This window comes from Blastopirellula retiformator (assembly GCF_007859755.1).
GTDB classification, from domain to species: domain Bacteria; phylum Planctomycetota; class Planctomycetia; order Pirellulales; family Pirellulaceae; genus Blastopirellula; species Blastopirellula retiformator.
This window is the reverse complement of record NZ_SJPF01000001.1, coordinates 425,243-449,138: the sequence shown is the minus strand read 5'-3', so window position 1 is coordinate 449,138 and position 23,896 is coordinate 425,243. Positions and strand designations below refer to the sequence as shown.

The 23,896-nt window shown below is 60.3% G+C and carries 23 protein-coding genes and 1 tRNA gene; 11 read left to right on the top strand and 13 right to left on the bottom strand.

The genetic code is table 11. The features are described 5' to 3' along the window. Nucleotides 1-223: 223 nt before the first annotated feature. The 8 genes from Enr8_RS01895 to Enr8_RS01865 all read right to left on the bottom strand — a co-directional run bounded on the left by Enr8_RS01895 (nucleotide 224) and on the right by Enr8_RS01865 (nucleotide 4,060). Nucleotides 224-658, bottom strand: coding sequence for a hypothetical protein (locus tag Enr8_RS01895; protein ID WP_146428924.1), 435 nt, complete (start codon nucleotides 656-658; stop codon nucleotides 224-226). A 121-nt stretch (nucleotides 659-779) separates the two neighbouring features. Next, nucleotides 780-1,733 (bottom strand): tyrosine-type recombinase/integrase, encoded by a 954-nt coding sequence (locus tag Enr8_RS01890; protein ID WP_146428923.1) that lies wholly within the window; start codon nucleotides 1,731-1,733, stop codon nucleotides 780-782. A 167-nt stretch (nucleotides 1,734-1,900) separates the two neighbouring features. Beyond that, the gene (locus Enr8_RS01885; protein ID WP_146428922.1) at nucleotides 1,901-2,116 is read right to left on the bottom strand and encodes a hypothetical protein; all 216 of its coding nucleotides are present in this window, start codon (nucleotides 2,114-2,116) and stop codon (nucleotides 1,901-1,903) included. Further along, the gene (locus Enr8_RS01880) at nucleotides 2,106-2,513 is read right to left on the bottom strand and encodes a hypothetical protein (RefSeq protein WP_146428921.1); all 408 of its coding nucleotides are present in this window, start codon (nucleotides 2,511-2,513) and stop codon (nucleotides 2,106-2,108) included. Before Enr8_RS01880 ends, Enr8_RS01885 begins: the two co-directional genes overlap by 11 nt. 32 nt (nucleotides 2,514-2,545) lie before the next feature. Then, complete coding sequence (locus Enr8_RS25195) at nucleotides 2,546-2,689, bottom strand: hypothetical protein (protein WP_186767379.1); 144 nt, start codon at nucleotides 2,687-2,689, stop codon at nucleotides 2,546-2,548. Between the two features lie 161 nt (nucleotides 2,690-2,850). Next, nucleotides 2,851-3,165: a hypothetical protein gene (locus Enr8_RS01875; RefSeq protein WP_146428920.1), complete on the bottom strand. Its 315-nt coding sequence runs from the start codon at nucleotides 3,163-3,165 to the stop codon at nucleotides 2,851-2,853. Nucleotides 3,166-3,556: 391 nt separating this feature from the next. Next, nucleotides 3,557-3,796: a helix-turn-helix domain-containing protein gene (locus tag Enr8_RS01870; RefSeq protein ID WP_146428919.1), complete on the bottom strand. Its 240-nt coding sequence runs from the start codon at nucleotides 3,794-3,796 to the stop codon at nucleotides 3,557-3,559. A 190-nt stretch (nucleotides 3,797-3,986) separates the two neighbouring features. Then, nucleotides 3,987-4,060, bottom strand: a tRNA-Val gene (locus Enr8_RS01865). Between the two features lie 343 nt (nucleotides 4,061-4,403). On the opposite strand from Enr8_RS01865, the gene Enr8_RS01860 reads away from it, so the two are divergent. Continuing rightward, complete coding sequence (locus Enr8_RS01860; protein ID WP_146428918.1) at nucleotides 4,404-4,760, top strand: co-chaperone GroES; 357 nt, start codon at nucleotides 4,404-4,406, stop codon at nucleotides 4,758-4,760. Between the two features lie 103 nt (nucleotides 4,761-4,863). Here the strand turns inward: Enr8_RS01860 and Enr8_RS01855 are convergent, their stop codons facing one another. The 3 genes from Enr8_RS01855 to glnA form a co-directional block, all read right to left on the bottom strand. Then, a complete protein-coding gene (locus tag Enr8_RS01855; protein ID WP_146428917.1) occupies nucleotides 4,864-5,271 on the bottom strand; it encodes a DUF2721 domain-containing protein in 408 nt (135 codons plus the stop codon). A gap of 38 nt (nucleotides 5,272-5,309) precedes the next feature. Beyond that, the gene (locus Enr8_RS01850) at nucleotides 5,310-6,629 is read right to left on the bottom strand and encodes a DNA ligase (RefSeq protein ID WP_146428916.1); all 1,320 of its coding nucleotides are present in this window, start codon (nucleotides 6,627-6,629) and stop codon (nucleotides 5,310-5,312) included. A 193-nt stretch (nucleotides 6,630-6,822) separates the two neighbouring features. Continuing rightward, on the bottom strand, nucleotides 6,823-8,232 hold the full coding sequence (gene glnA / locus Enr8_RS01845) for a type I glutamate--ammonia ligase (protein WP_146428915.1): 1,410 nt from the start codon (nucleotides 8,230-8,232) through the stop codon (nucleotides 6,823-6,825). 584 nt (nucleotides 8,233-8,816) lie between these two features. Between glnA and Enr8_RS01840 the strand changes: the two genes are divergently transcribed. The 4 genes from Enr8_RS01840 to Enr8_RS01830 all read left to right on the top strand — a co-directional run bounded on the left by Enr8_RS01840 (nucleotide 8,817) and on the right by Enr8_RS01830 (nucleotide 11,301). Further along, the gene (locus tag Enr8_RS01840) at nucleotides 8,817-9,398 is read left to right on the top strand and encodes a hypothetical protein (protein WP_146428914.1); all 582 of its coding nucleotides are present in this window, start codon (nucleotides 8,817-8,819) and stop codon (nucleotides 9,396-9,398) included. Between the two features lie 121 nt (nucleotides 9,399-9,519). Next, a complete protein-coding gene (locus tag Enr8_RS25190) occupies nucleotides 9,520-9,855 on the top strand; it encodes a hypothetical protein (RefSeq protein WP_186767378.1) in 336 nt (111 codons plus the stop codon). Beyond that, the gene (locus Enr8_RS01835) at nucleotides 9,834-10,829 is read left to right on the top strand and encodes a YHYH protein (protein ID WP_146428913.1); all 996 of its coding nucleotides are present in this window, start codon (nucleotides 9,834-9,836) and stop codon (nucleotides 10,827-10,829) included. Before Enr8_RS25190 ends, Enr8_RS01835 begins: the two co-directional genes overlap by 22 nt. Nucleotides 10,830-10,836: 7 nt before the next feature. Further along, entirely contained in the window at nucleotides 10,837-11,301 is a 465-nt protein-coding gene (locus Enr8_RS01830) for an SseB family protein (RefSeq protein WP_146428912.1), read from the top strand. Between the two features lie 209 nt (nucleotides 11,302-11,510). Here Enr8_RS01830 and Enr8_RS01825 read toward each other — a convergent pair whose 3' ends face one another. After that, the gene (locus Enr8_RS01825; protein WP_146428911.1) at nucleotides 11,511-14,123 is read right to left on the bottom strand and encodes an MMPL family transporter; all 2,613 of its coding nucleotides are present in this window, start codon (nucleotides 14,121-14,123) and stop codon (nucleotides 11,511-11,513) included. A gap of 73 nt (nucleotides 14,124-14,196) precedes the next feature. After that, on the bottom strand, nucleotides 14,197-15,882 hold the full coding sequence (locus Enr8_RS01820; protein WP_146428910.1) for a S41 family peptidase: 1,686 nt from the start codon (nucleotides 15,880-15,882) through the stop codon (nucleotides 14,197-14,199). A gap of 492 nt (nucleotides 15,883-16,374) precedes the next feature. On the opposite strand from Enr8_RS01820, the gene Enr8_RS01815 reads away from it, so the two are divergent. From Enr8_RS01815 to Enr8_RS01790, 6 genes are all read left to right on the top strand, one after another. Beyond that, on the top strand, nucleotides 16,375-17,088 hold the full coding sequence (locus Enr8_RS01815) for a carboxypeptidase-like regulatory domain-containing protein (RefSeq protein ID WP_146428909.1): 714 nt from the start codon (nucleotides 16,375-16,377) through the stop codon (nucleotides 17,086-17,088). Nucleotides 17,089-17,194: 106 nt separating this feature from the next. Then, complete coding sequence (locus tag Enr8_RS01810; protein ID WP_146428908.1) at nucleotides 17,195-18,877, top strand: MJ0042-type zinc finger domain-containing protein; 1,683 nt, start codon at nucleotides 17,195-17,197, stop codon at nucleotides 18,875-18,877. A 138-nt stretch (nucleotides 18,878-19,015) separates the two neighbouring features. Further along, a complete protein-coding gene (locus Enr8_RS01805) occupies nucleotides 19,016-19,876 on the top strand; it encodes a zinc ribbon domain-containing protein (protein WP_146428907.1) in 861 nt (286 codons plus the stop codon). A gap of 296 nt (nucleotides 19,877-20,172) precedes the next feature. Beyond that, nucleotides 20,173-20,877 carry a metallophosphoesterase gene (locus Enr8_RS01800; RefSeq protein ID WP_186767377.1) on the top strand — a complete coding sequence of 235 codons (705 nt, stop codon included), beginning with the start codon at nucleotides 20,173-20,175 and terminating at the stop codon, nucleotides 20,875-20,877. A 236-nt stretch (nucleotides 20,878-21,113) separates the two neighbouring features. Further along, the gene (locus tag Enr8_RS01795) at nucleotides 21,114-23,264 is read left to right on the top strand and encodes a hypothetical protein (protein WP_146428905.1); all 2,151 of its coding nucleotides are present in this window, start codon (nucleotides 21,114-21,116) and stop codon (nucleotides 23,262-23,264) included. A gap of 40 nt (nucleotides 23,265-23,304) precedes the next feature. Further along, a complete protein-coding gene (locus Enr8_RS01790) occupies nucleotides 23,305-23,895 on the top strand; it encodes an NfeD family protein (protein WP_146428904.1) in 591 nt (196 codons plus the stop codon). The last annotated feature ends 1 nt before the right edge of the window (nucleotide 23,896 follow it).

Genomic DNA, 23,896 nt, shown 5'->3' with positions numbered 1-23,896 from the left:
CGCCACACATTTGCGCTGGGCGACGGCACTGGTTTCGTTGGCCAAGCTGCACGCGCCTTCCGAGGCTTCCGTTAGCAGCCCGGAAGGCGCGTGCAGCTCGACCATCACGTTTGGCTGAGTCGCCAGGTCTAACTCGGCGACTCGGTAGCAGGCGTAGCTGCAGAAGCGGCCGTAGGCTCTTCCGCCGCAAACTTGACAAGGACGAGCGATGGGTGGCATGACGTTAGTTCCGATCTCTCAGGTCGCGAATGTAGGCCGACCTAGCGGAGTCGGCCGTCTTCTTCGCTTCCTGCAGCGCCGCACGTAGCGCTTCCAGGAGGATCGCCGTCTGTTCGCTGATCGCGTTCGTGATTTGTTGCGAAGGAAGCGGAAAGGGAGGCGCTCCACCAGTCCTCGCCGCCACGGCGGCCTGCAACTCTTCCAGCCCGATCGGCACGCAAAACTCAGCGACTAACTCGTGCAGCAATTGATCCACGACCTGCGCCGACGCGTTCGATATGTTGACGCGGGAAATCAACGGCATTAGCGCGCGGCAGGCTTCCTCGACATGCCTCTGGTCTCGTTCCGCCTGAGCCTGCTCGGCGTACGATTTCCCCTGTTTCGCCGCGTCAATCACGCGCCGAAACCTCGCTTGAATTCGCTCCGCTCTGGTTGTCATGGCCAGCTCCGTAAGAGAAAAACTGCGGCGGCTGAAGCGCCGCCGCGTTGCTTCTTGAAGGTCGCTGCCGCGACGATTCTCGCTACGCGGCTTGTGGGCCTGGTTGCGCGGCCCGGGGCGACTAGTTGGATTGAATCGTGTCGAAGATCGTCATGCGGTCGACGGCTTGACGCAGCAGGCGCACCGTCTGGTAGCCTTGCGTCGTCTTGTAGTCCTGGTGCCCGGCCGCCAACTGGGCCGCCGCCGGCGAGTCGATCGACAGCGTGGTGATGACATGCCGGCGGATCGCATGAAAGCCGAACCGCGGGACGCCAGCGATCCGCTGCAAGCGATGCAGCTCGTCGTAGATCGTCGACTTCGCATGCGGCCGCGGAAAAAACGGCAGGAGCAATTCGCGGCGGTGCGCCTTCGCGTGCAGTAGCGCCCGCACCGCCGCTTCGTGGAGCGGCTTCGGTTCGTCCATCTTGCTCTTCTGGCAGATCTCGGCCGGCGCGATCAGCAGCTGCTCGGGCCAGTCGACCGCTTGCGATGGCAGCGCGACGCACTGCCCAATCCGCAAACTGGTCGAAAGCATCGTCAGCAGCAGCGCCCGCCACAAATCGCCTGGCCGCACGCCCTCCAGCTGCGGAAACCTGGCGGCGTCGACAACCGCCAGCAGGGCGGCGACATGTTCCTCTTTGGCTTCGGCCCGATACGATCTTTTGTAAGGCGGCAGCCGCGTAAACGGCACGTCGTCGACCAGCCCCTTGGCTGTCTTCAGCGACTTGTAGTTCGCTTTCGGCCCCGCCTGGTTCAGCAGCCAGCCGATATGCTCCAGGTGCTTGCGGACCGTGTTGGCGCTGATCATCTTCCCCCGCCAGGTCATCTGCAACAGTCGCTCTTTGAACCACCCCAAGTCTTCGGACCGGATCTTCTTGAGCGGCCGATTCGGCGTCAGCTCTTCCCAGAGGGCGATCGCCCGCAAGTAGCCTTCGACGGCCCGCGAATTCGGATTGGCGATGCACTGCGGCAAGTAGTGCAGCTCCCAGAGATCGCGCAGGCGAGACGAAGGGGAGAGCTTCCGCGGCCGTTCCATGGCAGGCCTCAATCATTCCAAAGGCCAGGCCTACCGGCATCCTCTCCAGCAGACCTGGCCACCTCGAAACCCGCCCACATCCCTGGGCGTTTCTTGCTTCGGCGATTTCGGCCAACTCGTGATGGCCGGCTCCGTTCGCCGTGACGTCCGTGTGTTGATGGTAGTTGCTAGGCGGCGACATACTGGGCTCCCCAGGTGGCGTCCCGTTTGGCTTGCCGCACGATGTCGATCAGCGTTTGCTTGTCTTCGCATGACAAGAGCCGCAAGCGTTTCTTGCCGTGGTGCATCAGCCACACCTCCCAGATCGGCGCGACGCCGATCGCCAAGTAGATCTCGACGTGCCGAAACCGAAGTGCCCAGGCGACCAGCTTGCTAGGAAGCATGGGCGCCTCCCGGCGGAATCGCCCCGATGATTGGCCGCTGCAGCTGCAGCGAGACTTCCCATTGGTCGAGATCGGCCAGCGGCGGCGCCAGGTGGATCCACTCGACGTCGCCGACGATCTGCGGCGGATCGGCGCTGCCGTTGAACTCGGCGCCCCAGACGCCGGCGTCCGGCGGCATCAAGGCGTCGCCAAACTTGCCGAGTTGGTCTTCGTCGCCGCCGATCGGCGAATCGTAGAGAACCCCGGCGAGCGACTCGCCAGGGGCGAACTCGCCAAAGATCGACCAGGCATTGGCGCCCGACGCTTCGAGGCAGATCACGTTCTCGACCGTCGGTTCAAAAGCGACGTCCGGATCCCAGGCAAAAGCGAACAGCATGAGCCGCGTTTTGAGCGACATGGAAGGCCTCCGTGCTTGGTGATTGGGATGAGTTAGCGGCCGTAGACGGCCACGATCGTTTCACAGATCCAGCCGATGGCGACCAAACCGAGAAACGCCAAAATGACCAGGAAGCATCCCCAGCTGTCCGAGTCTTCGCGGTCGACGTCGTCGTACGGTTCCGATTCGTTGGACATCGCTACCTCCATGAACAGGTGAAACCTCAAAAGACGCGGTGCGGGAATCGAACCCGCGACTTGCCGGATCAACCGGCTAGCGCCATGCCGCATCCGCCGGTGTTCGATCCGGCCAACGCCCGTAACCTTCGCACGGGAGAATCGGTTAGAGTCCCGATGGACTACGCATTTAGTTTGGTGGGCCGGCGCTTCCGACCTGGTTGTTTCTTTGCCGCCAACTCTCTCTCGATCTGCTCCGCGTTCCACGTCGAAAACCAGGCGACTTTGAGCAGCTCACGCTCGTCTGCGGCGAATACGTTGCAGCGCATTTCGAGGATCGGCTTGTCGTCGAGCCGCTTAAGCTGGATGAAGCGTCCTTCGTCGCTTTCCTCGTATTCATCCCGCACGACGCGCAGCAGGGCCGTACCTCCGAGGCGCGAGATCGTATTCACGAATTCCCCCGGCTCCAGCCGCCGTCGTTCGATTTCCTCAGCCATGGCCCAGCTCCGTGTAGTTCGCAAAATTCAAGCAGCGACCGCAGACGCCGTGCGGCGCCAAAATGCGATCAGTGCAAGAAAAAACCGGCGCATCGCTGGGCCATAGCGACGCGCCGGCGCTAACGAGAAACGACGCCGCTCATGCCACCACAAGCAGACGGATCCTCGGTGTCCTGCCGAATTGACTTGGCCCTGGGGTGAGAAGAGAAACCGACCAAGCGCATGGGACTAGGCATGCGACCAGTAAGCTTCGCTCTCGAAAACAGTTGGAGAGCATCGGGCCTGAGAATCAGGCGAGACGCCGGCGTTGAAGTTGCCGGCTAACTTTTCAGATGGCCGACGATTGGTGTGTCGCCGGCTATTATCAGCACTCCTGAGAGTTGTGCAAGCCCTAGTCGTCAAGTTTCTTGAAATTGGGATTGCCCGCCTGTCGCTCTTGCGCTGCAAACTCTTTGAATGTATCGGGATCGATGTACCAAGTGCTTCCAACTTTGACCGCATGAAAACGCTGCGGCTCCTCCTTGCAGAACTGATAGATTCGATCTACCGAGACCCTTGCGAGCTTCGCCGCTTGGCTTGGCTTCAAGCTGCGTTGGAGACTTTCGACGGTATCTAATTGCATCTGGATCATGCTCCAATTATAAGACTACCTGAGAGTTACTTCCAGAAGGAAAGCCCGACAGTCTCGGCTGACACACCAATCGCCGTAAGCGTTGGATACCGAGGCTGTCGGACTTCGCGTCGTCTTCCGGCGAATCGCCAAAAGACGAACTATCTTTTCAGGAGCCCGTTTTCGCGGTGAAAACAGGCCTCAACAGGAGTGGGCGGTACAGGGCTCGAACCTGTGACCTCTACGATGTCAACGTAACGCTCTAGCCAACTGAGCTAACCGCCCGGATCAAGACTGACAGTCCTCTCTAGTGAGATCGGAATGCCGCTTGGAAGTCAACCAGTTTAGGATTTGCCTTGCGGCCTCGTCAAGTGGCCGGCGGGGGCGAATTGTTGCTTTTTCTTCTGCTGCCGGTCTTGGTAAGTCGCTTTGTATCAATTGGATACGTCGCCCGCCCCCATTTTGGCCGAAAAGCGGGCGGCAGCGATGTTTTCCAGTTTTTCAGACCCGATTTGGGGCAGATAGGTTCGGTTTTGCCCCAACTTACGGCGGCCGGTTGCCTTGCTGTCGGATTGGAAAAGAATTAACGTGAAGCGTTTGCCGCCAAAGATCCTTCGAACTAGTGCATATGCCCGGAAAAACACGCAGCAAAGTCATCGAGTATGTCGAGCCGATCGGCGCCCGGGTTCTGGTTCGCAAGGACGAACCAAAGCGGGAAACCAAAGGGGGGATCGCCCTGCCCGACCAGGCCGAGATTCCGACCATCACCGGCCGGATCGTCGCCATCTCGACCCAGATCGAGAACAACACCGACTTCCCGTTGCGGCAATACGACAAGATCTTGTTCCACCCCAAGGACGCGATTCCGGTCGACTTTGAGTCAGACAATCAGCTATTCGTGATTCCGATCGAGGATGTCGTCGCCGTCTTCCGCCGCGACGCCGCCGACACCAAAAAACGGAAAGCGGCCGACGACGAAGATTAGTCGACCGCCAGAGCTGCATCCCCAAGACGCGCCCGCCAAGCGCGTCTTGTTTTGTTTCTTGGGTTCCTCTTGAAGAATGGAACACGGAAGCGAAAACAAACCCTCAAGGCTTCCGCCGGCTCGGGTCGCAATCTTCTAGGCTGCTCAGTTGCAGGTTGAGGGCGTCGACCGAGATTTGGATTTCGTAGATCGAAATCGCCAGCGAGATCGCCATCAGCAGCAGGCTGAATCCGAACGTTACCTGGCCGAATAAGAGCATGTCGAAGAAGAGGACAAACATGCAGACGGTGCAAAGCAGTAGGCTGAACGCGCCGCAGGCCTGCATGTTGCGAATCAACAGCACTCGCCGCCGCAGGTTGCTGATCTGGGCGATGATCAGTTCGTCGGGATTGGCGATATGACGATCATGCAAGTTGCGAATCAGCGTCGCCAGCGCTAAAAAACGATTGGTGTAGGCGAGCAACAGCAGCGAGATCGCAGGAAACAGGACGGCCGGCGCGGTGAGATCCATGGGAATCGGTCAGGCTAAAAGTGAACGGGAATGAAGATCTACTTCTCTTCATACCCTTTCCCCGTCTTCTCGGCGACCAGCTTCTCGGCATGTTTTTCGGCCGCTGCGCTATCGGCGAACTCTTTGACCTTCGTCGTTCCGGCGGCGCCGAGCTTGCCGTAGCGGACGCTGACCGATGCGCCCGCCACTTCGATCTCCCAGAACTTGCTCGACTTGGCGTCGACAAATTCAAAGTATCGCTTCTCTCCGCAGCCAGCACTCGTGGCGATGGCCGCCGGGGCGGGCTTGGGCTTTGCCGCCGGTTTCGCTTTCGCGCTCTTCTTCGCTGGCGGATCGATTTTGACGGCGGCCTGCTGGTCTTCGCTCTGCCGAATGAACGACGGGAACCGGGGGACGCCGCCGTCGGAAAGTTCCTGATAGCGATAAGTGATCACGCTGCCCAGCTGCGGCGGCGCCGATCGCTGGGCGTCCGAAAAGCCGGTGCCGACCGAGAACTCGGTTCCGTCGGGCATCTGCACGGTCAGCGCGCCAAGCCTTCCCTTGTGCTTCCCTTTGCCAGGCTGATGGGCGATGACGACCGCCTCGGCGTCGTGAAACGTCTTCACCTTCAGCAGCGTGAAGGAGCGGCCGATCTCGTACTTCGACCCAGGCTCACGCAGCATCAGCCCTTCGCCGCCGAGCGCATTCACGCGGGCCAGCTCTTCTTGCAGATGGCTAGCGCCGGTGCACTTCTGATGGGCGTGCACCGCGGCGAACTCGTGCGTCTCGGCCCGCAGCTTTTCGTGCAGATACTCCAGGCGCTCTTCAAACGGGGCGTCGATCGCCGGGGCGTCGAAGGCCAGAAAGCGAACCTCGCGCCAATGGTCGCTCTTGTCTTGCCGCCGCACGACGCTGACCGTGCGCTGAAACTTTCCTCGGTCGATCCACAACTCGCCATCGAGCGGCGTCTGGGGAAAACCGGCGACAAACCAGTCGGGGGCGTGATACTCGTTCCCCTGCCGCGAGAGAAACTTCTCGCCATCCCAGTAGGCGCGAACGCCGTCCAGCTTTTCGCTCATCCACCAGTCGGATAGGTCGGCGGCATTGTCCCATGATTGGGCGAGCAAGATCGGCGGGCCTTCTTTGCCGCTGGCCGCTTTGACCGGCTTGGCCGGCAGCGCGCCGCCAATCCGGGCCAGTTCGGCATCGTCGCCGCGGAGCTTCCGCAGGTGCTTGCAAGTGCGGGTCTCGATCGCGACCGATTGATTCCGCCATGCCGGGCAGCTGCACGAGTAGACGCCGCCGATGTTCTTCAAAACATAGGGCTTGGCGCCGGAACCTTTCATCTCAACCGATTCGCCATCTTGCAGATCCGCCATCCGGTGTTCCTTGTTCGGGAGAGGGGCTTTGCGATAAGGAGATCGCTATTGTAGCGCACGTGGCGAGCGGTCGCCATGAAGAATTTGGTGGCGCAAAAAAAGCACGCCGATCGGTTGGACCGGCGTGCCTTTGATGTTTGCGAACGCATTCCCTCGGCTTGCGCCTCTGGTTACGATGTTTCGCTTTCCGCTTTTAGATGTCGTAGTACATGCAGAACTCGTACGGGTGCGGTCGCAGGCGGATTGCGTCCGATTCGTTCTTCTTCTTGTACGCGATCCAGGTATCGACCACATCCTGCGTAAAGACGTCTCCCTTCAGCAGGAAGTCGTGATCGTCGGCCAGCGCCACCAGGGCGTCTTCCAAACTGCCAGGCGTCTTCGGCACAGCGGCCATTTCTTCAGGCGGCAGGTCGTAGATGTCTTTGTCGAGCGGATCGCCGGGATCGATCTTGTTCTGAATGCCGTCGATCGCCGCCATCGTGAGCGCGGCGAAGGCGAGATACGGATTGCAGCTGGGATCGGGGCAGCGGAACTCGATGCGCTTCGCCTTCGGGCTGGGACTGTACATCGGAATGCGGCACGACGCCGAACGATTCCGCTGCGAGTAGGCCAGGTTGACTGGCGCTTCATAACCAGGCACCAAGCGCTTGTAGCTGTTGGTGGTCGGGTTGGTGAAGGCCAACAGCGCCGGGGCATGCCGCAAGATGCCGCCGATCATGTAGAGGGCCGTTTCGCTGAGCCCGGCGTAACCGCTGCCGGCCATCAGCGTGTCGTCTTTCCAGAACGACAGGTGCGTATGCATGCCGCTGCCGTTGTCGCCGAACATCGGCTTCGGCATAAAGGTCGCGGTCTTGCCATACTTCTTGGCGACGTTCTTGACGATGTACTTGTAGATCAACATCTGGTCCGCCATTTTGACCATCTCTTGAAACTTCAAGTCAATCTCGCATTGGCCGCCGGTGGCGACTTCGTGATGTTGGCATTCGACGTCGAGTCCGCACTCGATCATCGTCTGCATCATCTCGTTGCGGATGTCCATCATCTGGTCCGACGGTGGGACCGGGAAGTAGCCTTCTTTGTGCCGCAGCTTGTAGCCAAGGTTGGGGCCTTCGTCACGGCCGCGGTTCCACTCTCCTTCGACGCTATCGAGGAAGTAAAAACCTTGGTGGGCGTTTTGATCAAAGCGGACGTCGTCAAAGACGAAGAACTCGGCCTCGGGGCCAAAGAACGCCTTGTCGGCGATGCCGGTCGAACGGAGATAGTTGACCGACTTGCGGGCGACGTTTCGCGGGTCGCGCGAGTAATCTTCGCGGGTGATCGGATCTTGAATGTTGCAGATCAAAACCAGCGTCGGCAACATGCAAAACGGGTCGATGAACGCGGTGTCGGCCTGCGGCACGATCAACATGTCGCTCTCGTTGATCGCCTGCCAGCCGCGAATGCTGGAGCCGTCGAAACCGAGCCCATCTTCAAAGATGTCTTCGGTCAGTTTGCCGACCGGAATGGTCGTATGCTGCCAGAGTCCGGGGAAGTCCATAAAGCGGAAATCGACCGCTTTCACATCCTTCTCGCGACAGAGCGCGAGTACTTCTTTTGGCGTCACGTCAATTTCCCCTTTGCCTGAAAAAGAACCCAGTTCCGTGCGACTTCCGCCGGTCGCAGCCTGGCGTCCGCTGGGCTACTGTTCTTTGTACCACTTGAGGATCGGGAGGTCATCTGGACGCAGCGCCAAATTGTGGCTGGCGACTGCAGAAAAAGGTAATGTGATTGCAGCGCAAGTTCGCAATCCTGGTCTCTCTCTTTGCCGAAAAATTACGAGAAATGCTCCGCTGGAAATCTCTTTTCCTCGTTCCGACGATTGCGATCGTGTGTCTGGGCGCGTTCTGGATGACCGCCGTCAATTCGTGCTGGTGGGTAGAGAGTTGCCCCGATTGTTCGCGTTCACTCGATATTCTGCAGGTTCGGCTATTCGGCATCCCGATCGACGAAGAGTTACGGGTGTACGGTTTGGCGGAGCCTGATCGCCGGCACTTTGCCCCGTCCGACTGCCACCATCCCCGGATGTACCGTTGGATGACAAATCGCTTTGCCGGGTGTTGGTACCCTAGCTATCCTTTCTTCCGAGGAACCATTCGAGTGACCGACTCGTCGCCGCCAGCAAAACAACTTCCGCCGGGGGAAAAGTGAATGCCTGGTAGGGACAATCGAAAAATCTTGTTTGGCGTGCGCTGGGGAATTCGAATCGTCTGCACTACCGCCGTCATCGTCGGACTGATTCTTTTCGTCCAGATTTTTCTGCAAGTGCGACGTGCGACGAGAATCAGCGCCAATATCGGCCGCCTTTATCAAATCAGCCTGGCGGTTCGAGGCCAGCACGAAGATGAGGGCTCTCCGTTTGCCGATGCTACGCCGGAGGAAACTTGGAAAACGATTCTTAGTCGACGCCAGTTCTACACGCCGGAGGGAATCAGCTCGATCTTCAAAGAGTCGCTCGACCCCAGCGCGAAGCAAAGCGACATCTTTGCGATTCGCCTGCCAGGCGAGCCGCCGCAATACGAACTGATCTGCGTCGAACATCGGTTGCTGCTAGTACCGCTGGACGACCCTTCCCTGCTCACGGCGAACGAGCTTGCTGAGCGAGCCAGTAACTTGATCGAGCGCGATCCAGCAGCGGCCGAGTCGTTTCTTATTCGACAGCGCGACCATCCCGAGAAGCCAGTCGAGATGACGCTGGAGCAGTATCTGAATCAACTGCCGACGAAGCCGTAGCGCTGGGATCCCCAGTCGAGTGACAACTAGCAGTCCGTTGAGAAAATCAACGGACTGTTAGGAAAGGCATCAGCTTCCGGGCGTTTTCAAACCAGGCTTAAATGCTTCGAGGGAACGCGCAATGATTATCGACGATTTTCTGCCCCACCATTGGATGGTCTTCGTAGCTCGCCGTCGTACGCTGGATCCCGTACCGCCGAGCGTAAAACTCCCAATAGCCACGGGCGCGCAGCTCGACGCCGTTATCGAAAGTGAATCGCGCCGTCGCTCTTTGCTGTTGGCTCCAAAAAACAGGCCTATTCTGGGATTGCTCGCCGCAACATGCAAAAAAATCGCCGATTTCAGGCAGCTTTTCTGTCGCTCGATCGTTACCTGGACGATATACTGCAAAAACAGTAGCGGGCTGCCGACTCTGTTTTTGCCCCCAGTGTTCCGATGCTTAGAAAACGCTTTCTGACAATCTTGCCCCTCTGCTCCCTGCTGTTGGTCGCCGGCTTGGCGGTCGCCCAGTTTGGGCCGCCGATGCGCCGGATGTTGACCAATCAGTCAGGCAAGTTGGATTTGGTTCCGGCCAATCAACAGCCGCGAGAACGTAATCGGGTGCAGATCGAAGTGGTCGGCAATGACCGCGTGATCACCTCCAACGGCATTCCAGAGCACAAGGTCGGCCAGTTCCCCAACCGCGGCAATCCCAACGCACTAGTCCAGCAGCATTATGTCTTTCGCATTCCGGCTAAGCCGCAACCGGCGCCCCGCATCACGCCGCTGGGATTGCAGAACTTTGGCCTTGGCCTGAACGGCGTTCCCTTCGATCCGGGCGCCGCCGAATGGTACAAGGGAGACCGTCGCGGCGGTTGGCAATACGAACCGCTCTCGGGCGCTGTGCCGCTAGGCATCGACGGCAACTACGCCCATGTTCAACCCAATGGCGCCTATCACTATCACGGCCTGCCGAGCGGCTTCCTGAAAGAGCTGAACGTCAACCGCAACAGTCACTCGCCGCTGATCGGCTGGGCGGCGGATGGATTTCCAATCTATGCGATGTACGGCTACCAAGATCCGCAAGACGCCGGCAGTGAGATCGTCGAGCTCGACTCGAGCTACCAACTGAAAAAAGGTAGGCGACCCAACGGCAATCAAGATCCTGGTGGAACGTACGACGGCACGTTCGTCGCCGACTACGAGTTCGTCTCCGGCAAGGGAGACCTGGACGAGTGCAACGGCCGCTTTTGCGTCACGCCAGAGTTTCCCGAAGGGACCTACGCCTATTTCCTGACGCAGCACTGGCCGGTCATTCCGCGGGCCTATCGCGGTACGCCCTCCGACGATTTTCGCCGCGGTCCCGGCGGAAGTGGTCCTGGTGAGAACGGCCCGCGTGGTCGCGGTCCCGGCCGTGGTCCCGGCGGCTTTCCTCCACCGCCGCGGAGATAAACGGAAGATGTCGAACCGCTTTGATGAACAGCACGACCAGTCCCCGCATGTCCCGACCAACCCTCCGGAAATGGACCTGACGTCTTCCCCGACCAATGACCTGGAACGAGCCTTAGCCGCAGCCGAGAGCGGCCGCCTAGACCAGCGTGAGCTGTTTAAGATCTTCGTACATAGCGAGGTCTACGAGATCGCCGCTCAGCCGCAAGCAAAAGACTCGCCGGTCTTTCCGCTGGCGCTTCACGATCCGGAACAAGGGCGGATGATCGCCGTGTTTTCCTCCAGTGACCATGCGCTGCGCTATCGCGAACAAGCGCCGCTGTTGCTCCCTTTGCAGGGATCGCAGGTGCTGGAGCAAGTTCCTGCAGGGCACGGCGTCGTCTTGAACCCCGGCTCCCCGATCAGCCTGACGATTCCCGGCTACGGCGTCTTGAATCTTCGCCGCGACTTTGGCATTCGGCCGGTTACGATGTAAGTGGCGTTGGGCGAACCGCCGCTTTCCTTGCGAGCGTTGGCATTCGGCAGGCACGGCCTGCCCTACCCTGTAAGCGTTGCGAGTCGGGGGGAGCGTCGTTTGTGGCCATGATGAAGCAAGCTCCGGATTTCCTGCCCCAATCTGGCGCTGATCGCTTCTCGTGGCGCAACACGCTCCTTCGACTCCCACCGCGGGCAACTTGAGGCTTGCTACGACGGCGGCGGATCGCTGCGCCGGGTCCAGAGGGTCAAAAAGCAGGGCATCATGACGGTGCGCACGATGAACGTATCGACCAAGATGCCGACCGTCAGCGAGAAGCCGATCTCGACGATCGCCAGCAGTTGGCCAAAGCACATCGCGACGAAGGTGCCGGCCATGATCACGCCGCAGCTCGAGATTATGCCGCCGGTATGTCGAATGGCGACTCGCATGCCGGCGATGGCGCCATGCTTGCGTTGTTCTTCAAAGACGCGGGTCGCCAGGTAAATGTTGTAGTCCTGCCCGACGGCGATCAGGATCACAAACAAGAATAGCGGCGCCTTCCAATCGAGTCCTTGATAGCTGTCGGGGAACATCGCGGCGAAGAACCACTCGGTCATTCCGAGCGTCGCGTAGTAGCTGAGCAAGACCGACGCGATCATGTACGCACAGACGACCGGTCGCCGCAGGATGATCAACAAGACGGCGGCGACGCCCAGCACCACCAGCACTTCAATCCGCTGCGTATCGCTCTTGGTGACGCTCCGCAGATCACGCACGCCGGCCGTAGCGCCCGAGACGTAGATTTGCAGGTCGGTTAAATTGCCAGAGGCGTTGGCCCGATATGCTTCGAGCGCCTCCTCAATGTGCTGTACCGCCGCAATCGCATCAAGCGAAAACGGGTTCTCGTCGACCACAACGCGAAAGAGTGCCGCTTTCCCTTTCATCTCCGGCGTCTGCGGCAGAAACTGCTCGCGGGTCCGAATATGGTTCTTGAGGAAGACTTCCGAGGTCAACAGTGAGATCCGGCCAGGGCGATGTCCCAGCGGATTTTCGCTGCTGTAGACCCGCGCGACGTGCGGATCGGCGTTGAACAACACCTTGGTCAGCTGCGCGATCGCGGCGCCCCCTTCCTTCGACTCAAAGTCGCCGGCGTTGGTCCGCACCATCACCGCGACCGGATTGGCTTGCCCCAGCGGAAAGTACTTGGCCAGCTGATTGGCGCCCTGTTTCGCCGGGCGGTCGCTCGGCAGATCGTTGAGCAGGTCATACGAGACGTCAACCGCGTAACCGGTCGTCACGCGCAGCCAGATCGGACGCCAGGCGGGGACGAGCAGCAGCGAGACCGTCAGCGCCAACAGCAGCGCCGGCCGCTTGCTGACGAGCGCGGCGATCAACTCCCAAAAGTTGCCGCGGCCGTCATTGGTGCGCTGCGTTAAAGAATCGACCGACATCGGCCAAAAGGTTTTTCGCCCCAGCATCCGCAGCAGCGCCGGCGCAAACGTCAGACAAACCGCCAACGTGACCAACAAGCAGAGCGCGATCGCCGGTCCGCTATTTCGAAACTTGCCGAACTCGGCGAAGAACATCATTCCCAAGCCGACGATCGTGGTGAGCGCACTACCGCAGATCGCCGACGCCGTTCCGCCGAGCGCTTTGGCGACCGCTTCGCCGGGATCGCCACAGTCCGCCAACTCTTCTTTGTAGCGCGAAATCAGAAAGAGGCAGAAGTCGGTTCCGGCGCCAAACAGGATCACCACAACAAAGATCTTGGAAGTCTTGAAGACCTCGAAGTTCCACCAGCCGAAACCGGGGATCTGATCGACCAGCGTCAGCGAAGCGACCAACCAGGTGGCGACGCAAAACGAAATCGCAATCGCCAGTAGCGGCGCCATCGCCAATAGCGGCGCCCGATAGACGACCAGCAGAATAACGATCACCAGGGCGATCGTGTAGAACTCGGTGCTGGCGATGCTCTCTTTAGCCGCCAACAGCATATCGCCGCCGATCGCCGCGCTGCCGGTAATGCCGATCTGCAGTTGATCGTCGCCGGAGTCGTGGATCTCTTCTCGCCACTTGTCGACCAACGTTTCGATCTGACTGACGATCCGGATGTTGTCGGTCGCCGCCAGTTCGTTGGTCAGATGAAGGATAATCAAGCCGGCCCGCTTGTCGGGGTCAACCAACATCTTGCCAACCACCGGCGTATGCCGCGTCCAGACGTCAAACAACTTCCAGTCGGGCGCATCGGCCGGCAAGGTTGGGCTCGTCGCTTGTTCCAAGCTGGGGTCGAGCGCGATCGCTTGGGCCTTCAGCCGCTCGACTTCAATCTCGCCGCGATCTTCCGCCTTGGCGAGCGCCGCCAGGTTCCAGACTGGCTCGGCGGCGTCGTAGTCCAGCAGTTCCGCTTCGGTCAAAGTCGCTTCGGCCCGTTTGAAGAGCGCCTCTTGCGACGCTCCTTCCGCCGCTTCGGCCTGCCGCAGCCATTCGATCCCTTGGGCGTTTTGAAAGGGAGACGCCAGACGATCGATCGTCTTCCACTCGTCGTCGGTCAGCGGCTCTTCGTCGCGGCGCGAAGCGATGATCACAATCTGGCTCTTCGCCTTCCGATCGGGGAACGCGGCGGTGATCTCTCGCTCGGCGATCAGCATCGGCGAGGTGGCCGGTAGATAGGCCAGATCGCCGTCGAGCGTCACATCGTCCCAGTGGGGCGGCGAAAGCACCGCGCACACCGCCAGGATGATCCAGAGAGGAATGATCAGCATCCAGCGACGGGCGATCAGCTGGCCTAAACGCTCGAATGTCAAAGCAACATTGGGGGTAAACAGGAAAACAGTCCGCATTGGGAAGAATGCGGACTGTTTCGCAATTTACTAAGCTAGGGGGACCGACGCCAACCCTATTCCCTCGAATGGGCTATCTTTGGCCAATCGCTCGATTCGAGATCTGGGCCGGTTGCAGCTGCGTCAGAGCCGCGTGCAAACCGGCGTCCAGGGCGGCATCAGTCTTGCTTTCCAGAATCGCGCCCCCTTCCAGCGGTTTGGCGACGTTGCGGACAACCACGTCCGGCGTCACGCCGCGATTGCTGATCGCTTGACCGCTGGGAGAGTAAAACTTGGCGGTGGTCAGACGTAGACCAGCTTTGGCGACGCCCAGCGGGAAGATCCCCTGAACCGAGCCTTTGCCGTAGCTCCGCGTACCGACGATCGTGCCGCGACCGTTGTCATGCATCGCACCGGCGAAGATCTCGCTGGCGCTGGCCGAGTTCTCATCGATCAGCACGACCAGCGGCATCCGCCAGGTGCCGGCCTGATGCGCGGTGTAGTCGAAGTCTTCGCCAGCGCTGCGGCCGCGGGTCGAAACGATCGTGCCGCGATCAAGGAACAAGTCGGCGATTTCGACTGAAGCGGTCAGCAAACCGCCCGGGTTGCCGCGGAGGTCGATCACCAAGGCCTGCATCCCTTGACGGTGCATGTTCCACAAGGCGGCGGTCAGGTCGCGGGTGGTCGTCTTCTGGAAGCTGGCGATACGCAGGTAGGCGACGCCGGAAGCGGGATCGAGCATTTTGACGACGTCGACGCTCGGCACTTCAATGCGATCACGCGTGACGACGATGTCGCGAGCGTTCTGTTGAGCGTCGGCGATGGTCACGGTGATCGAACTGCCGATCGGGCCCTTCAACATGTCGGCCGCTTTTTCGCCACCCAACTGACTGACGGTCCGGCCTTCCAAAGCGATGATGCGTTCGCCGTCGCGAATGCCCGCTTTGTCGGCGGGGCTGCCGGGGATCGAACGAACAATCAGCAGCGCTTCGTCTTGCGTCTTCAGTTCGATGCCGACGCCGACGAAGTTACCTTCGATCTGCGAGTAAACTTCATTCAACTGATCCGGCGTCAGAAAGCTGGAGTAGTTGTCGAGCGAACCGGCGGCGCCGCTGATGAATTCCAACACGACGGCGGTCTGCGGCATACCCGCGGCGGCCTGCGCGATCTGGCCGGCTTGCAGGGCGAGCGCCCGAGCGTCGAAACGGTTTTGAATCCGATCAAACTGGGCCGATTGCCACAATTGACGACGCAGCTCGGTGATTTGCTCTTCGCTCATTCCCTGCATGTTGACCTGACGGAAGGTGCGATCAAACAGGGCGGCGTCCAACTGCAACATCCCGCGATAGGCCAGATCGGACCAGCGGGGCGAGTCGACGTAATTCGATTGAATCTTCGCGAGCAGATCGTCGTACAAGGCGACCGACTGTTCGGCCGTCAAGTTACGCATGCCCCCGACAAAGCTGCGATCGGCGTAACGACGCGAAACGTCGTAGCGACGACGAACGGTGTCGACCTTCTCTTTCAGCGGAGCGACGTCAGGAAAGGCTCGCAGGGCGTCTTCGAAGTGCGTCAGGGCCTCGCCCCAGCGTCCTTCTTTTTCCAGCAGTTCGCCATCGGCGATCAACTGGGCGATCTCACCCTGGTCCAGGACCGCTTCGTCCGGGATCTTGACTTGGGCCAGCGCCAACTGCGGGGCAGCCAGCGAAACGAAAATCAAAGTAAACAAGAAGGGGGCGGCAATACCGCGAGCCGTTCTTGGCGTAGTCCATCGCAACATTCGAGAATCCGTCGTTTTTTGGGGGGGCCTGTCGCCCGGCGAGGCGAACAAGGGAAACAGCCGCCGAAGCGACGTTAACCGACCTAAGAATGTGGGCCCTGAGTCTCGACCCGCGAAAGCTTAGGTCACGATTTAGCCCTGGTCAAAAAAACCGACAAGAAACCGAGCGAGTTTTCTTCGGCATAACCCTCACCATCTGAACCTCTCGCTCAGTTGGTGACGGCTGCCGTCGTTCTCGGCGTTAGTCACGAATGGTCGGTTGCGCGTCCTGGCGCAGCGGTACGTCCTGAACCGATCCTAGAAAGGGCTTGCTCCCAGCTCCCCTATAATACGCGATACGGGTCGAAATCGTTCGGGTATTGCCGAAAAATCGGCTGATAGCGGCGCCAGCGGCAGTTTGCCCTCGCTTCCCTACTGCGCTACTGTTAAATAGAAGTCGCCTTGCCAGGATCGCAGGCCAAACGCACGCCAATCGCTACCATAATCGCCGCCATGGCCTACCAAGTCCTCTTTATCTTGCTGCTCGGAGCCGCCGCCGGCGCCGCGACGCTCTATCTGCCCAAGTTGCGGCGAAACCCCCGCATCTCGCTGCGGGCGCTATTGATCGGCATCGCCCTCCTCTCGCTGCCATTGGCCTACTGGACCCACTGGCGGTATAGCGACCGAGCCCAGGTCGGCTGGCTCCGCGTCGATTCGCCGCAAGCTCAGCAGTTGCTCGGAGAAGTCGAAATCGCCACCGACGCCGACATGCCGACCGCTGCGTATACCGCCAACTACGTCGATGTCCGCCGGCTCTTTCAAAAGGCGGAATCGAGCGTTCGCCCCAGCGCGGCCCTGCAGGTCGACTTTGACAATGACCGGGTCGTCATTCGCTGCGAAGACGCGCTCGAGCTGCGAGCCCTGGTGGCGGCGATGCAGCAAGCCGATCTCCGCAGCCCCGATCAATTTGTGATCCGCGGCATCGTCGTCAACCGCGACGGCCTGCCGATCGCCGGCGCCGCGATCGATTTGATTGGTCCCCGGACGATCGAGAACTATTTCCGGACGCGGCCCGACGGCAGTTTTTCGATGCCGATCAACGCCCCCGAGGGAGACGGTTATGCGCTGCAAATTCGCGCTGACCAAAATCATCCGATCCTGACGACCCCATTTTCGCTCGACGAGATGCAGCGCGAACGGATTGCCCGCGTCCGACTTCCGCGGTAGTGCCGCAATAGCGCTTGCAGTCGCCCCCCCAACGGACCAAAATCGACGTATCTATTCACGTTGAAATGACTTCGCCCGATCCCTCTCCCGCACGCTTGAGTCGCCAGTGAGTTTTATCGCCGCTTGTCCGCACTGCCAGGCGAAATTCGCCGCGCAAGATCATCTGGCAGGCAAGAACGTCCGCTGCCCCAAGTGCAAAGAGCCCTTTCGGATCGGCGATGTCGTCAGCCAAGCCGAAAAGAAAGCGAAGGCGGCCCGACAGCAACGTCGCGTCAGCGATTCGTCGCAGGAAGACTTGCCGGTCGCCAAGGCCGCAGCGCCCAAGCAAAAATCACCATCCAAGCCCAAGCGTCAAGCTCCACCACCGTCGGCGACCCCTACGCGATCGTGGAAAGAAATTGCTGGCGAGACCCCGACGCCGGTGCCCGAATCTCCAGCGCCCCAATCTCCGCCGGCGCCGACAAAGCCTGCCGAGAAGCCTGCGGCAAAGCCAGCGGCGGCGAAAGCGCCAGACGCGAAACCGGCCGCTCCCGCGTCGTCGGCGCCACGTCCGCAAGCCCAGCCAGCCCATGCGACCCCTTCGCCGGACCAGCCGATCGTCTTGAATCCCGCGCAGCTAGCGGCTTGGGAAGCGCTGCCGCCGATTATCTTGGCGACCGCGCGGCACGAAGCGGTCGAACTTGCGGCGGTCGCTGCATCGCCGGCGCCACCTGCGGCGCCCAATCCCTACGAGGCGATGGACGACGACGACTTGGATGACTCGTGTCTCGATGGCCCGTACGAAACGGCGCCGGCTTTTACGGCGACGAGCCAACCAACCGCGCGTCCTGCCGCGGCGCCACCAGCGCCGGTGCGGCCGACTCCTCCCCCCCCAGCGCCGGAACCTCCGCCGCAACCGGAAGAAGAAGTGATCGAGCTTGGGTTTGACGACCTGGTCATCGAGCGCATGGAGGATGCCGAGGCGGTTGAGGAGTTGTCGGATGACGACTTTCTCGATGACGCTCCGGTCGGCAATGCGCCCTCGGGGGTCGTCGATGTGGCGGAAGAGGTGATCACCGAGGTTGAGATCATTGAAGAAACGCCGCGACGTTCCTCCGGTTCATTGGCGGCAGATCCTGGTCCGCGGCCAGTCAAGCCACAGCCATCGGCCGAGGTCGCCACGATTGAACCGACGACCAGCGACAAGCGGCAGACGATGATGCTGATCGGCGCCGCCGGCGGAGGCCTGGCGCTGGTCTTGCTATTGATTGGCCTGACGGTCGCAATGAGCGGCGGATCGAACAAATTTCAGCCGAGCGAATCGTTCCGTCCCACGACCAGTGCGGTTCAATTCTTCGACCCCAGCGGCAAGATCGTGGTCCGCTTTCCTCAGCCCTATGCGCAACTGCCGCCAGTGCAGCGCGGCGACGTCTCGGTGCGCGGCGCCAATCTCGTCGGCAAAGCGGAGACGTTCGAGATTTTCTATTCCAATCGCACGCCGGTCGCTTCGCCGCCGTCGGGCGCCAAACCAATTCGCGAACATTGGCTCGCGTTCGACCTGCCGGAGTTGGCCGATGCGAGTCCCTACATCGCCTCGATCCGCCGCCACAAGATCGGCGGCAACTACGCCGTCGAGTATCAACTGGCGACCGATATCGTCCGCGATCAGCCCGGCGAAACGCGAGTTCTTTTAATCTTCATACGGCAACGGATGTTCGTCGTGCTGTGGGCGGGAGACCATTATCACGACGAAGTCGACCAGTTTTTCGAGTCGTTTTCAATCGACGGCGACAAATTCGTCGGTAGTTAGACCAGCAGTTCGCCGCGGTTTCGTATTGCGGTCTGCGTCTGGGGGCGAAAGAATAAGGGGAACGTTTCGTGGGGATGTCCGTCACGTCGACCATCCGTTTTCCAGCTCCTCCTACTTCTTCTCGAAAGGATCGCTACGATGCCGATCGTCGCGACCTGTTCGCACTGCCGAGCCACCTTTGAAGCCGCCGAACGGTTGGCCGACAAGAAGGTTCGCTGCCCAAAGTGCGGCGAACCGACGCGGATCGTTTCGGGGGCGGATACGCCGGGCCCGAAAACGTTTCGAGGCGCACCGGCCATGTCGCGCAATTTGATCGACGACGCCGAGATTCCGCTGAAAGACCCCCTGGCCGATCGCGCAGCGCAATCGCTCGCCAAACGCAAGTTTCGTCGCCAGGTGATGATGATCGGCTCGCTGCTGATATTGGCGGTCGTTTTGGGAATCGGCGCCAAGATCGCGCTGCAAGAGGCGAGTTCGCTGGAGATCCCCGTCGGATCGACTGCCCGCGGCGCTGGCGCGCCGCCGCTGACCGATCGCTTGGACTGGAGTCCGTACAAGGACCCTGCCGGCTGGTCGATTCAGTTCCCCGGATCACCCACCGAGAGCGTTCCAGACGCCGGCGCCCCGATCTGGCTGTGCGAGGATCCCGAGTTCGGACGCTTTCTGGTCGAAGTGCGCGACCAGGCCAACGACGATTGGAACAATCTAACCGGGCAGATCTCGGTCGCCGAAGCGAAGCGGAATGTCGATTCGGCCAACCTGATGGACGTTTCCAATCGTACTTCTCATTTTGCCGGCGGGGCGCAAGTTCACCGCATTCGCCTGGCTGGCGATATCCCGCAGGAAGGCCCGCAAGCGGCGATCGTCTACAAGTTTTCGCTCGACGGGAAATCGTATACCGTGCTCTGGCAAGGAGACAGTTCGCAAGCCGGTTCCGACGTGGTCCGCTTCTTCTTCGTCAGTTTCCAGAAAGACGGCTCTACACTCTTAGCTGGCTAGCTGCCTGTTGAAAAATGCCCTCGTGGCATTTTTCAACCTCGCCAGGCTCAGAGCATAGCTCTCCGCGGCTCGCAAAATAACGACTTACGTCGCTATTTTGGGATCGCATCCCTGCGATCCAGCAGCCCGTTGAGAAAATCAACGGACTGCTAGGCTTTTTCCCAGACGTTGCGGCCGGCTACGATACAGGCGCCCGCTGATATTTTTCGCTTTTTCGATCGCTAGCGACGTATATAAAGAATAGGGCCTGTTTGCGGTCCCCTTTGCCGTCGTCCGTTGTCAGGATCGAGTCCGCCGTGCACTACTTCGTCTCCGACTTGCATCTCTTTTCCGCCCGGTCGAACGCCGCCCAGTACGAGGCCGCTTTCAACGAGCGAGCCGCAACCGGATCGACGTTCATCCTGGGGGGAGACATCTTCGATTTCGACTGGTCGACGCTGCCATCGGTCGAAGCGACCGTGGACGCCGCGATCGATTGGCTGCAGCGCTTTATCACAGCCCATCCCGATTGCCAGTTTCATTATCTGCTCGGCAATCATGACTGTTTGCCGCTGTTCGTCGAGCGACTCGATGAACTCTCCGATTCCCTCTCCAATCTGGCCTGGGAGCCCTTTTACTTGCGGATCGGCGACACGTTGATGCTGCATGGCGACGTCGCCAATCGTCACATGGACGCCGCCGGACTGATTGCCGCTCGGGCGACCCATCATCAGCCTCGTCGCCGCCCCGCCTACCATCACCAGCTGTACGATCTGGCGGTAAAAGCCCGTCTGCACAAAGCGGTCAGCTTTGCGATCAACCCCAAGCGTCTCGTCGCCCGGCGGATTTTGTCGTATCTTGAGTCGGTCGGGCACGGGGTCGATTCGGGCCTGTCTGAGGTCTATTTTGGCCATACGCACGTCCCGATGAACCGCTACTGCTATCAAGGGGTTCACTTTCACAACGGGGGCGCGGCGATGCCGGGGCTCAATTTCCAGATCCTGGAAGTGAACCTGCACTAGCGGACGGCTGATTCTCCGCTGCGAGAATTGCTTGAACTTCGCCCCTGCCCTGGTTGTCCTATTTTCGCAGCTCGTAACGATTGCAACTCGTTTGTTGGCTGGATGTTGGAGACGTTCTATAATTTGGGCGTCGGATTCTCGGTAAGCTGAAGAGATTAGCGACGAATTCCTATCCAGATACGTTCGATAACTTCTTACGGCCACCGACGAGCACCACCACTTTGCGAAGATTCGCGATGCAACTACCAGTCTCCCCAGGACGCTACCGGCACGTCTCGATCTTGCTTGCGCTGTTGGGCGTGATCAGCGGCGCTACCTGGCTGCCGGCGCAAGAAGACGCCCAGCGGCAAGCGGCCCGCGTACGGATCTCGCTGCCGATCGCCGGTTCGTCCGATGTGGCGATCCAGCAAAGTATCGAGCGGGCCCTGCAGGCGCTTCCCAGTGTCGAGCCTCGCCCGGTCTTGGTGCTCGAGCTTCGCCCCGGGCGCGGCGAATCAGCGGATGACAGCCAGTTTGAACGCTGTCTGGCGCTGGCTCGCTTCTTAACGTCGACCGAAATGAGTCGCGTCCGCACGGTCGCCTATCTGCCAGAGTCGGTCACCGGCCACGCGGTACTGCTGCCGCTGGCCTGCGAACAGATCATCATGGCGCCCGATGCGCAGTTGGGAGACGCTGGGATCAAAGAGAAGTCGATCTCCGGCACCATGCTGAAGGCGTACGAAGAGATCGCCGGCTTCCGCAACTCGCTGCCGCAAGCGATCGCCGTGGCGATGCTCGATCGCCAAGCGCAAGTTTTTCGCGTCAACGATCGCCAGTTCGTCAGCGGCGAACAATACGAAGCGATGAAGAAAGCAGGCGAAGTCGCCAAGTCGGAGAAAATCGTCTCGGCCGGCGAACTGGCGATCTTCACCGGTCGCGATCTTCGGCTGAAGTATCAGTTGATCAGCCACCTGGCCGAGTCGCAGCAGCAGCTTGCCCAACAGTTGGAAGTGCCGGACGTTGATCTCCAGCTCGACTATTCGCTCGAACGGGACTGGAAAGCGACGCAGGTTCAGCTAAGCGGCGCCATCACGCACAATCAAGTGCAACAAGTGATGCGGATGATTCAGAGCGAAGTCGCGAGCAAAGTGAATCTCGTCCTGCTCGAAATCGACTCGCCCGGCGGCGATCCGGTGGCGGTCGAATCGCTGATGAACTTCCTGCTGAAGCAGCCGGACGAAGTTCGCACCGTCGCCCTGGTCAAAGGGGTCGCAGCCAGCAATGCGGCGATTGTTCCGTTTGCCTGCGACGAGATCGTCGTTGCGACCGACGCGACGCTCGGCGGCCCCGGCGGCTATCAATACAGCGAACAAGGCACGGTCGACGTCCGCAACTTTCTGATTCAGGTCGGCGAGAACAAAGAGCGCCGCTGGTCGGCGTGGGCGGCGATGGTCGATCCGCAGCTGGAAGTCGCCAACTATCGTCACAAGCAATCCGGGCTGACCGCCCTCTTTTGCCAGGAAGAACTGAAGCAGCAGATCGCCCCCGAGATGTGGGAAGAGACCGAAGTGATCACGACGCCGGGACAGCCGCTCCAGCTGACCGGCGGTCAGGCGTTTGATCTGCGGCTGGCCGATGCAATCGCGGCCGACGCCACCGACGTCGCCCGGCGGTATGGCGTCAGCGGCGAGATCTCGCAGCCGGTACGGACTTGGGCGCATCAGCTGATCGACGCTTTGGCGCATCCGGGGCTGGCGTGGTTCTTTCTGTTCGTTGGCATCTCGGCGTTGATCATGGAAATGCAGGCGCCTGGCATCGGCATCTTCGGCTTTATGGCGGCGATCTGCTTTGGCTTCTACTTTTGGAGCCAATTCTTAAGCGGCACCGCCGGCTGGCTCGAGGTGCTGCTGTTTATCGGCGGGATCGGCTTCGTCGCGATCGAGATCTTCGTCTTGCCCGGCTTCGGCATTTTCGGGCTGGGGGGGGGCGCGATGATCCTGGCCTCAATCGTGCTCGCCAGTCAGACATTCATCTGGCCGCAAACCGACTATCAACTGGCGCAGGTCCCTTACTCGCTGGCCAACATCTTTATCGTGATGGGGGCGATCCTCGCTTCGCTGATGTTCGCCAAGCATATCGTGCCGCATGTCCCCTATCTGCGAGAAACGATGCTCCATCCGCCCGACGAAGATGCGGCCGAAGAGCAACATCGTCGCGAGATGATCGTCGACCTGTCGCACCTGGTCGGAGAAACCGGCGTCGCCCAGTCGCAACTGGTCCCCGGCGGCAAGGCGAAGTTTGGTCGTGAACTAGTGAACGTGACGTGCGAGACCGGTTTCGCGCCGCGCGGCGCCGAGTTGATCGCCATCGCGGCTCGCGGAAACTACTTGTTGGTGAAGCCCAAGTAAACGCACCCGCGCTACGCCTAAGAAATTGCAGGAAACGAGCATGCCGCCCATTTATTTTGCGCTAATCCTGATGGCGATCGCCGTGGGGCTGATTTTTCTTGAGTTCCTGCTGCCGTCGGCCGGCATCCTGGGCGTGCTCGCCTTTGTGTCGATGATCAGTTCGATCGGCTTCGCCTATTTCTACTGTGGCCCGGGGATCGGCACCCTGTTTTTGGGCGGTTCGGTCTTCGCGATGCCGATTCTCTTTATGCTGGCGGTCAAGTATTGGCCTCACACGCCGATCGGGCGGATGGTGCTGCTGAACACGCCGTCGCAGTCGAAAGAGGAACAGGCCGAGGAAGACCACCTGGCCAAACTCGTCGGCAAGGTGGGGGTCGCCTCTTGCCCGCTGTTGCCGGGCGGATTTGCCGAAATTGAAGGGGAAAGCTGGAATGTGATCAGCGAATCAGGGGCCATCGAATCGGGCGAAAAAATCGAAGTGGTCGAGGTCGACGGCACCCAATTGGTCGTCGTGCGGGCCGAAGATCACCCCGATGCCGCTCCCCGCCCGGCCGAGCCTGGCGCCACGGATCCCTATTCGCAGCCGCTCGAGTCGCTCGGAATCGATCCGCTGGAGGATCCGTTCGCTTGAC

What these genes read in the sequence shown, in the direction of transcription:
- Enr8_RS01895 (WP_146428924.1), bottom strand. Translation starts at nt 658, where the DNA reads ATGACAACCAGAGCGGAGCGAATTCAAGCGAGGTTTCGGCGCGTGATT.
- Enr8_RS01890 (WP_146428923.1), bottom strand. Translation starts at nt 1,733, where the DNA reads ATGGAACGGCCGCGGAAGCTCTCCCCTTCGTCTCGCCTGCGCGATCTC.
- Enr8_RS01885 (WP_146428922.1), bottom strand. Translation starts at nt 2,116, where the DNA reads ATGCTTCCTAGCAAGCTGGTCGCCTGGGCACTTCGGTTTCGGCACGTC.
- Enr8_RS01880 (WP_146428921.1), bottom strand. Translation starts at nt 2,513, where the DNA reads ATGTCGCTCAAAACGCGGCTCATGCTGTTCGCTTTTGCCTGGGATCCG.
- Enr8_RS25195 (WP_186767379.1), bottom strand. Translation starts at nt 2,689, where the DNA reads ATGTCCAACGAATCGGAACCGTACGACGACGTCGACCGCGAAGACTCG.
- Enr8_RS01875 (WP_146428920.1), bottom strand. Translation starts at nt 3,165, where the DNA reads ATGGCTGAGGAAATCGAACGACGGCGGCTGGAGCCGGGGGAATTCGTG.
- Enr8_RS01870 (WP_146428919.1), bottom strand. Translation starts at nt 3,796, where the DNA reads ATGATCCAGATGCAATTAGATACCGTCGAAAGTCTCCAACGCAGCTTG.
- Enr8_RS01860 (WP_146428918.1), top strand. Translation starts at nt 4,404, where the DNA reads ATGCCCGGAAAAACACGCAGCAAAGTCATCGAGTATGTCGAGCCGATC.
- Enr8_RS01855 (WP_146428917.1), bottom strand. Translation starts at nt 5,271, where the DNA reads ATGGATCTCACCGCGCCGGCCGTCCTGTTTCCTGCGATCTCGCTGCTG.
- Enr8_RS01850 (WP_146428916.1), bottom strand. Translation starts at nt 6,629, where the DNA reads ATGGCGGATCTGCAAGATGGCGAATCGGTTGAGATGAAAGGTTCCGGC.
- Enr8_RS01840 (WP_146428914.1), top strand. Translation starts at nt 8,817, where the DNA reads ATGCCTGGTAGGGACAATCGAAAAATCTTGTTTGGCGTGCGCTGGGGA.
- Enr8_RS25190 (WP_186767378.1), top strand. Translation starts at nt 9,520, where the DNA reads ATGATTATCGACGATTTTCTGCCCCACCATTGGATGGTCTTCGTAGCT.
- Enr8_RS01835 (WP_146428913.1), top strand. Translation starts at nt 9,834, where the DNA reads ATGCTTAGAAAACGCTTTCTGACAATCTTGCCCCTCTGCTCCCTGCTG.
- Enr8_RS01830 (WP_146428912.1), top strand. Translation starts at nt 10,837, where the DNA reads ATGTCGAACCGCTTTGATGAACAGCACGACCAGTCCCCGCATGTCCCG.
- Enr8_RS01825 (WP_146428911.1), bottom strand. Translation starts at nt 14,123, where the DNA reads ATGCGGACTGTTTTCCTGTTTACCCCCAATGTTGCTTTGACATTCGAG.
- Enr8_RS01820 (WP_146428910.1), bottom strand. Translation starts at nt 15,882, where the DNA reads ATGTTGCGATGGACTACGCCAAGAACGGCTCGCGGTATTGCCGCCCCC.
- Enr8_RS01815 (WP_146428909.1), top strand. Translation starts at nt 16,375, where the DNA reads ATGGCCTACCAAGTCCTCTTTATCTTGCTGCTCGGAGCCGCCGCCGGC.
- Enr8_RS01805 (WP_146428907.1), top strand. Translation starts at nt 19,016, where the DNA reads ATGCCGATCGTCGCGACCTGTTCGCACTGCCGAGCCACCTTTGAAGCC.
- Enr8_RS01795 (WP_146428905.1), top strand. Translation starts at nt 21,114, where the DNA reads ATGCAACTACCAGTCTCCCCAGGACGCTACCGGCACGTCTCGATCTTG.
- Enr8_RS01790 (WP_146428904.1), top strand. Translation starts at nt 23,305, where the DNA reads ATGCCGCCCATTTATTTTGCGCTAATCCTGATGGCGATCGCCGTGGGG.